General features: G+C 60.9%; 3 protein-coding genes. All 3 read right to left on the minus strand.

From position 1 onward, the window contains the following. Window positions 1-550, minus strand: a 550-nt coding sequence (locus AC1D1X_RS20645) for a malonyl-CoA decarboxylase N-terminal domain-containing protein (RefSeq protein ID WP_477699042.1), incomplete at its 3' end; no start/stop codon positions are given. Beyond that, entirely contained in the window at window positions 547-1,215 is a 669-nt protein-coding gene (locus AC1D1X_RS20650; RefSeq protein WP_477699043.1) for a GntR family transcriptional regulator, read from the minus strand. The genes AC1D1X_RS20650 and AC1D1X_RS20645, both read right to left, overlap by 4 nt. Window positions 1,216-1,517: 302 nt before the next feature. Continuing rightward, window positions 1,518-2,354: a prolipoprotein diacylglyceryl transferase gene (gene lgt / locus AC1D1X_RS20655; RefSeq protein ID WP_477669056.1), complete on the minus strand. Its 837-nt coding sequence runs from the start codon at window positions 2,352-2,354 to the stop codon at window positions 1,518-1,520. Window positions 2,355-2,525: the final 171 nt, after the last annotated feature.

Genomic DNA, 2,525 nt, shown 5'->3' on the forward strand with positions numbered 1-2,525 from the left:
GCATGTCCGCACGCATTTCGACCAGGAACTGGATGCCGCCCGGATAGACGCTGAAGCGCTGCAGCAGACGCCGGCGCGGTGAGACTGTGGCACGGCGGTAACGCACCTCGGCCACCGCCTCTTCGGGTGTACCCACGGCAGCCGCAAACTGCGCCTGCGCAGCCTTGACCTTCTGCGGATTGGCGACGAACTGCTCACTCATCAGCATCCACAGGTCGCGCCGGCGAGCCGGGGTGGCGCCCTGGTACCAGGCCGCAATGGCCATGGCGCGCCGGCCGCCTTCCACCTCACTCACGCGTGGGTCGATGATGGCCTGCAGCTCCTGCAAGGTGCGGCGGAGTACGCGCGGCGACAGCGCTTCGTCCTTATGACTCAGGGTTGCCTGAAGCCGTTCATGCGTGCTTCGCGCGGGCAATTCGACGCTAGCTGCTATCTTTTTTGTAGCTGCTTGCGCACGGTCTGCTTGCCCTGCGGCAGTTTTTTCTGTAAGGCCTTTCTCGCCTGCCGTGAGCCGCGAAACATTGCGGCTGAGCCAGTCTGCGGCGCTCATGAGGCCACCCTGGAGCGCTGGCTGCGGGAAAGGTCACGCAGCGCTTCGCGCTGGCGCGTCAGGTGAGTGCGCATGGCGGCATCGGCACCTTCGCTGTCACGGCTTTTGAGGGCCGCAAACACCGTCATGTGCTCTGAAAGACTTTGCGCCAGGCGGCCCGGCGCGTGCAACTGCTGGAGCCGCGCCAGCTTCAATATTTTTCGCAGGTCCGCAATCGCCTGCGCGAGCCAGYGGTTGTTGGCCAACAGGATGATGGCCTCGTGAATGGCGAAATTGGTCGCGTAATAGTCATTGATCCGGCCGGCTTTGGCGTGACTGTTAAGCCGCTCATGCAAAGTAGTGAGCGCAGCCAGATCGGCGTCGGTGGCATTGCGTGCCGCCTCATAGGCGCAGCGCCCCTCCAGCAAGGCGATGACCGGGAAAATGTCGTCCAGGTCTTGCTCGGTCACCTCATTGACAAAGCAACCCCGCCGGGGTTCGTGGCGCAGAAGCCCTTCCGAGGTCAGCACCTTGAGCGCCTCGCGCAGTGGCGTGCGGGAGATTTCCAGCCGTTCGCATAGCGCCACCTCGTCCAGAAAACTCCCGGGCGCCAGCTGGCCGGCAAAAATCTGCTCGCGCAGGGTATTGGCGACTTCCTGATGCAATGAACTCTGGACCAGACGCATGACAGACCCCTTTTGACCGGCTGACGCAATGAACCCAAATACACGAGACATCCACCGAACCCGGCAACCGCGATGGCCCGGTACGTCCCGAAAACCCACCTGCTTTCATACAACTGCCCCGGCAGCGTCTRGAGTTTTCAGAATTCCAGCGGTAATTTCAAGTAATTACACATAATTATGGGAGCTAAAAAGCAGTCAGGCAAGTGCCCTGTGCCCGAAAACGACAGGGAGAAACCCTAGCGCCCCGAAGCGAGAGGCTCAGGGCGCCAGACAGTCCTGACGCCCTGAGCTATCGCCACAAATCAATAGCTGCCTGCGATGGATTTTCGGGGTTGACCCTGCCGGGAAGCCCACACCCAGAGCCCGACACCCGCTGCGATCATGGGCACGCAAAGCCATTGACCCATGCTCATACCCAGGGCGAGGATGCCCAGGAAGTCGTCGGGCTCACGGAAAAACTCGGCGATGAAACGAAACACACCGTAGCCGACCAGGAAGGCCCCTGAGACCTGCCCCACCTTACGCGGCTTGCGCGCGTACAGCCAGAGGAGCACGAACAGCAACAAGCCCTCCATCAGAAATTGATAGATTTGTGAGGGGTGACGCGGCTGCATGGCGCCGCTGCCCGGAAATACCATGCCCCAGGGCAAAGCAGGGTCGCTGAAGCGTCCCCAGAGCTCACCGTTAATGAAGTTGCCAACGCGCCCCGCCGCCAACCCGGTCGGTACGCAAGGCGCGACGAAGTCCATGACCTGCAGCCAGGGCCGCTGGCGCGAACGGGCAAACCACCATTGCGAGGCCAGCACACCCAGCATCCCGCCGTGAAAGCTCATGCCGCCCTGCCACACAAAAAAGATTTCAAGCGGGTGCGACAGGTAGTAACCGGGCTTGTAAAAAAGGCAGTAGCCAAGCCGCCCACCGACCACCACACCCATGACACCCAGGAACAGGATGTCTTCAATGTCCCTGCGCGACCAGGCGCCGGGGCCGGTGATGGACGCATAGGGCTCGTGGCGAAGGCGCCGCGTAGCCAGGAAGAAGAAGAGGCCAAAAGCCGCCAGATATGTCAGGCCATACCAATGGATGGCCAGGGGACCCAACTGCAGGGCAACCGGATTGATTTGCGGATGAATAAGCATGGGCCGTATTTTTGCATGCGAGGCTCGTAGGAAAGGGCTTACAGTGAGCCCGCTCGCTTAAACTGGGAGTAACGCCGTACAGGATCACACCATGCGTCATTTATTCTGTTTTACCGTTGTTTCAGGCTTGGGTTTGTTGTGCATACAACCCGCTGCGGCACAGGTCTACCA

This window comes from Polaromonas sp. P1_G4 (genome assembly GCF_056405475.1).

Excerpts from the sequence above, each read along its gene's own strand:
- lgt (WP_477669056.1), bottom strand. The coding sequence starts at position 2,354 with ATGCTTATTCATCCGCAAATCAATCCGGTTGCCCTGCAGTTGGGTCCC.